The organism is Dissulfurimicrobium sp. (assembly GCF_049968175.1).
In the GTDB taxonomy this organism is placed as follows: domain Bacteria; phylum Desulfobacterota; class Dissulfuribacteria; order Dissulfuribacterales; family Sh68; genus Dissulfurimicrobium; species Dissulfurimicrobium hydrothermale.
The window spans coordinates 1-4805 of record NZ_JBMFRG010000094.1; the positions used below are offsets into that span (position 1 = coordinate 1).

A 4805-nucleotide genomic window follows, 5' to 3' on the forward strand; every position below is an offset into this window, starting at 1 on the left:
AAAAAAGGGGAGGGATGTTATGTCACTAAAGGCCTATATCTTAATAAATACGCAGATAGGAAAGACTGCTGAGGTTGCGAAGCGACTCTCAGAGATGCCTGAGGTTATACGTCTGGATGTAATCATGGGACCTTATGACATCATCGCTGAGCTTGAGACCGAGAATCATGATGCCTTGTCATATGTAGTTATGCACAAATTGCAAACGCTTGACGCCATAAGGCATACTATGACATGTCCTGTGGTAAGGCTTAATGAGGCCGTATAATTTATCGCTAGTTTTTTATCGCTAGTTTTTTGGCCTTGGCAAGGGATATTATGATCTCAACTTCTCCTGGGGCAAGGCCGGTGATATCCGCGATCTCGGGTAGTCCTTTACCGATCTTCCAAAGGGCTATCACCTGATTATGCAGGCCGTTTTTATCGATCGGTTTGCCACTTGTAGGCGTATTCCTTGAATCTTTAGGGGTTTCTTTACTATTAAGGACGCAGGCAAGCGAATTTGATAGCGCTTCGTTTTTCTTGAGTGCATCTTCGATGCCCCTTGATAATTCTTCACCTTTTTTCAATATGTTGATGATCCGCTCCACCTTTTGCACATCCAGCATTTTAAGCTTGCGGTACATGAAAAAGATTATGCAAAGGAGCGCTAGATCAAGGAGTATCTGACCAATGGCAAGCATGCCTTTGTAATCTAAAATTATCATCATTTAACTGACAGGTGAACCGGATAGCTTTACGTCTTCGACCTTTAGCGGGGCTAATTCAGTATTTATGCGCTCAACGATCGTCTTTTGGTATGGATCCAGGATGTCTCCACGAAAGCCGTTGGTTATGTCTATCCCTTTGAGCTCTCTGTATATGATGTCCCTTATCCAGACCTCTTTCTGCATAAGCTCGTCCATTGTCTTTTTGTCTTTGACTGATAGTTCGGCCTGTAGATTGAAAAATACCATTTGTCCGTTTTGTTGGGCCGGGATCAGGAACGAGGCAAGGGTTACGGTTAGAGGTTTCATTGGGGATAGCGGTCTCCCTGCCTGTCCGGCTGGGCCGCCTTCAACATTTTCGTGTGACACTGCGCTCCTTTTTGTATTTTCGCCACCCAACGCCGCCGTTGTCGTTCCTTTACTCTGTGAGGTCGGGTGTGCGATAAACGGAGCCTCGGCGTTACCACCTGTCATTTTCCATATTGTCGCTGTGCCGATGGCTATCAGAACCGACGAAAATGCAGCCATGCCCCATAATAGCCACTTATTCTGCGTCCCAATATCGATCTTTTTTATTCCTTCATCTGTGGTCTCGCCATCTTTTTTGTCCGGTCCGATTGTTGCAGGCCCTTCAATGCTATGTACAAAGCCCTTGGCTTCGAGCCCGGGTTCAATGACCTCCTCAGTCGGTTCTTCAAGTAAGGTTTTGCCGTCCGCCTCAGGTTCAATGATCTGTTCGGTCTTTTTCTCGTCTTGTTCGATTAGTTCAGAGGCGAATTCCTCAAAGAGCGGGATATTTTCAGCTCCGCTTCCGGGATCCCAAAGCTCATCATCAACATTTGATCCTTCCAGCTGGTTGTCAGGAGGTATTTCTTTTTCGTCCGGCGGTTGAGATATGTGAGTCTCTCTTTTTTCTTCGTCCATAATACTTTCTTATTGAAAAATTTTTTCTATTTTTTCGCTGAGCGTCTCGGGTGTGAACGGTTTTACTATATAGTTGCTTACCCTAGCCTTTACGGCCTCTATTATATTTTCTTTTTGGGCCTCTGCAGTGACCATTATAAAGGGCAGGTCTGCAAACCTCTCGTCGGCCCTAATCTTCTTGAGGAGGTCTATTCCGGGCATTTTGGGCATGTTCCAATCCGATATGACCAGGTCTACCTTTTCTTTTTGCAGGATGTCCCAGGCTGTCGATCCATCGTCGGCCTCGATAAAGTTTTTGAAACCGATCTGAATCAGTATGTTTTTGACTATCCGGCGCATTGTGGCGAAGTCATCGACGATCATTACCCTCATGTTATAGTCAATCGGCATGTTGCTTACCTCTATCTTAAATTTTTTTGATTATTCTAACTTGAAATTTCTTTTTTTAAACCATACTTGTGACATTATGACAATGTTTACGCTATGTCGTACAGGGCATGGCCGGCGTTGTCGCTGATATGCGCCTTTATCCGCAAGATAGCCTTTGTGTGTAGCTGCGATATCCTGGATTCCGTGTAGCCCATTATCTCTCCTATCTCCTTCATGGTGAGCTCTTCATAATAATAGAGCGAGAGCACCAGTCTTTCTTTTATGGGCAGAGACTCTATGGCATCGACTACAAGACGTTTGATATCCGTCAATTTGAGCTGCTCGAATGGATCGGCCGAGCCGTCACCTGCTATGAGATCGAAGATATCCTCGTCGTTGCCGTCAGGCAGCCTCCGCCTTATGGCGTCGATGTCCATGAATGTTACACACCTGGTTTCCTCCAGGAGCTTGTAGAACTCTTCCATGTCAAGACCGAGGGCGTTCGCCGCCTCTTCGTCTTCAGCAGGGCGACCCAATTCCTTTTCGAGGCGTTTGTAGGTCTGCTCAAGCTCTGAGCTCTTTCTCCTGATGGACCTGGGTATCCAGTCGAGGTTTCTCAATTCGTCGAGGATGGCCCCTCTAATGCGGAATTCCGCATATGTCTTGAATTGTATGTTTTTGGATGGGTCGAATTTTTCGACGGCGTCCATAAGGCCGATCACGCCGGCGCTCATGAGATCGTCGCATGAGACATGCCCAGGCAGGCGCGCTGACATCTTTTCAACTACATATCTTATAAGCGGTGTGTATCTGATGATGAGCTCCTGGCGTTTTTCCCTTGTCAGCGTCTCCTCGGCGTTGAAAAATATGTCTGTATAGTCCTTCAATACCCCGTTTTCCATGGTCGAGGCCGTCTTATACCCGCAAGAGATGTCTCCAGAAAAACTTGATATTCCCGTCACTCCACCCCTCGCGCCTGGATATCAGTAGATTTTCGGCCAGTTTCATAAAGGCCTTGCTTGCAATGGAGTCTGGATATGCGTTAAGCGCTGCTTTTTGAAGGCAAATCGCATTTGACACGGTTTCGTCTCTAGGAATGAAGCCCAGATAGTCAATGGCCGGCGTCACAGAAAGCGGTCGGTCACCAATGTCAGCTGGCGGAAGACCTTGAGTGCGTCGCTCTCGTCTCTGGCCATGTTTATCAATAGAGAAAACGTATTCACCTTGTATTTATTGACCATGACCTTTATAAGTGCATAGGCATCTGTTATTGATGTAGGTTCTGGCGTAGCCACAACCACCCTTTGCTGGGCCGCAAGATTAAAATACATTACATTTTCAGAAATACCAGCCGCATTGTCGATCAGCATGATATCGATATCGTTTCCCAGCCCTTCGATTTCATCAAGGAGGAATAGTTTTTCGCCCTCGCCGAGATTCAAGAGTTCGGTTACGCCTGATCCGGCAGGCAATATAAGGATGCCGCTTGGCCCTTCGATAAGCACGTCCTTGAGCGTGACATATCCGGAAAAGACATTGTCTATAGTATATTTTGGCGTAAGGCCTAGAATTACATCTATATTGGCAAGACCAAGGTCGGCGTCAAGGACCATTACCCTTTGGCCCAGATCCGCCATGGCGATCGCCAGATTCACGACTATATTGGTCTTGCCCACGCCGCCCTTGCCACTGCTGAATGAAATGACGCGGGGAGGGTGCTTTGCGGTCGTTATATCTCTTTCTGCCAGTGGTCTTTTCATATTTCTCTTGTCTTTTTTAGGCAAACAAAGCCCATTGTTTGTTAGTTAAAGACCTGGCCCACGCTGTACCGGTTTCCATCTCGACGCCCGGATCTTTTCTTTCGTTAGCGAACAACAGGTCTAAGAGTATCTCTTTTGTAGCCTCTATTATGTCCTCTGGCACCTTTTGGCCGTTGGTGATATAGGAAATCGGCAGTTGTTCTCGTATGACCACGGCGCATAGCGGGCCATAAGAGGATGTTTCGTCTATCTTTGTTATTACCCAGCCTGCGATTGGGAATGTGGAATAGAGCGCCATCTGCGAGGCGAGGTCATCGGCCTTTGATGTGGCGCATAAAACTGGATATCCCTTGATTGATGGATCTGCATTGAATATGGCCGATAGCTCCTCCCTGTGTCTAGGATCACTTGGACCCCTGCCAGTGGTGTCGATAAGCATGAAATCCATATGTTTGTAGCGTTCGAGCACGCCGCTTAGCCCCTTCGGGTCTCTTAGCGCCTCGAAGGGTATATCCATGAGCCTTGCATATCTTGCCAGCTGTTCAGCTGTACCGAGCCTGTAGGCGTCGACTGAGACAAGGACGCCGTGCATATTTTTCTGGAATTTGAGCAGCGCGGCCAATTTGGCTATAGTAGTCGTCTTTCCTGTACCGGTCGGGCCTATCATCGCTATGCGCGGCCTTGAGGTCGAGGCTTTGGCAGCATCTGCGATTTTTATCCTGCGTGACGCCATGTTTTTAAGCCAATCGTGGACAAGCTCATGTGTGATATCTTTGTCGCTTGAAACTTCATGCAAAAATTGTGCTGCAATTTCTTGCTGCAACTTATGTCCGAGACCCAGACCGGCTAAGGCATCATGGATGACGAGGAGTGGTGAGGGGTGGTTAGGTCCGTATCCGCCATGTATCGCCACCCCATGTAATATTTTTTTCGCTGGCGCTTTCTCAGGCGGTATCCTGACCTGCGCCTCTGTATGAGGAGAAAAGTCGATGGCTGCCGTCACTTCCACGATGTTTTCTATCAGTCCTGTGGCCTCATCGCGTCT

At 47.5% G+C, this 4805-nt stretch carries 6 protein-coding genes and 1 pseudogene; 1 reads left to right on the top strand and 6 read right to left on the bottom strand.

Annotation, left to right across the window (positions count from 1 at the left end):
* The coding region (locus tag ACP5SG_RS09330; RefSeq protein WP_428123931.1) for an Lrp/AsnC ligand binding domain-containing protein at positions 1-268 on the top strand (268 nt) is incomplete at its 5' end.
* 7 nt (positions 269-275) lie between these two features.
* On the opposite strand, the gene ACP5SG_RS09335 is transcribed toward ACP5SG_RS09330, so the two are convergent.
* From ACP5SG_RS09335 to ACP5SG_RS09360, 6 genes and pseudogenes are all read right to left on the bottom strand, one after another.
* Positions 276-710, bottom strand: a complete 435-nt coding sequence (locus ACP5SG_RS09335; protein ID WP_237888430.1) for a hypothetical protein — start codon at positions 708-710, stop codon at positions 276-278.
* The gene (locus ACP5SG_RS09340) at positions 711-1631 is read right to left on the bottom strand and encodes a hypothetical protein (RefSeq protein WP_428123938.1); all 921 of its coding nucleotides are present in this window, start codon (positions 1629-1631) and stop codon (positions 711-713) included.
* A gap of 9 nt (positions 1632-1640) precedes the next feature.
* Positions 1641-2021 carry a chemotaxis response regulator CheY gene (locus ACP5SG_RS09345; protein WP_237888428.1) on the bottom strand — a complete coding sequence of 127 codons (381 nt, stop codon included), beginning with the start codon at positions 2019-2021 and terminating at the stop codon, positions 1641-1643.
* Between the two features lie 86 nt (positions 2022-2107).
* Positions 2108-2962, bottom strand: coding sequence for a sigma-70 family RNA polymerase sigma factor (locus ACP5SG_RS09350; RefSeq protein WP_428123942.1), 855 nt, complete (start codon positions 2960-2962; stop codon positions 2108-2110).
* A gap of 162 nt (positions 2963-3124) precedes the next feature.
* Positions 3125-3760 carry a MinD/ParA family protein gene (locus tag ACP5SG_RS09355; protein ID WP_428123945.1) on the bottom strand — a complete coding sequence of 212 codons (636 nt, stop codon included), beginning with the start codon at positions 3758-3760 and terminating at the stop codon, positions 3125-3127.
* A 16-nt stretch (positions 3761-3776) separates the two neighbouring features.
* Positions 3777-4805 (bottom strand): annotated as a pseudogene (locus ACP5SG_RS09360) (hypothetical protein); the annotation flags it as partial.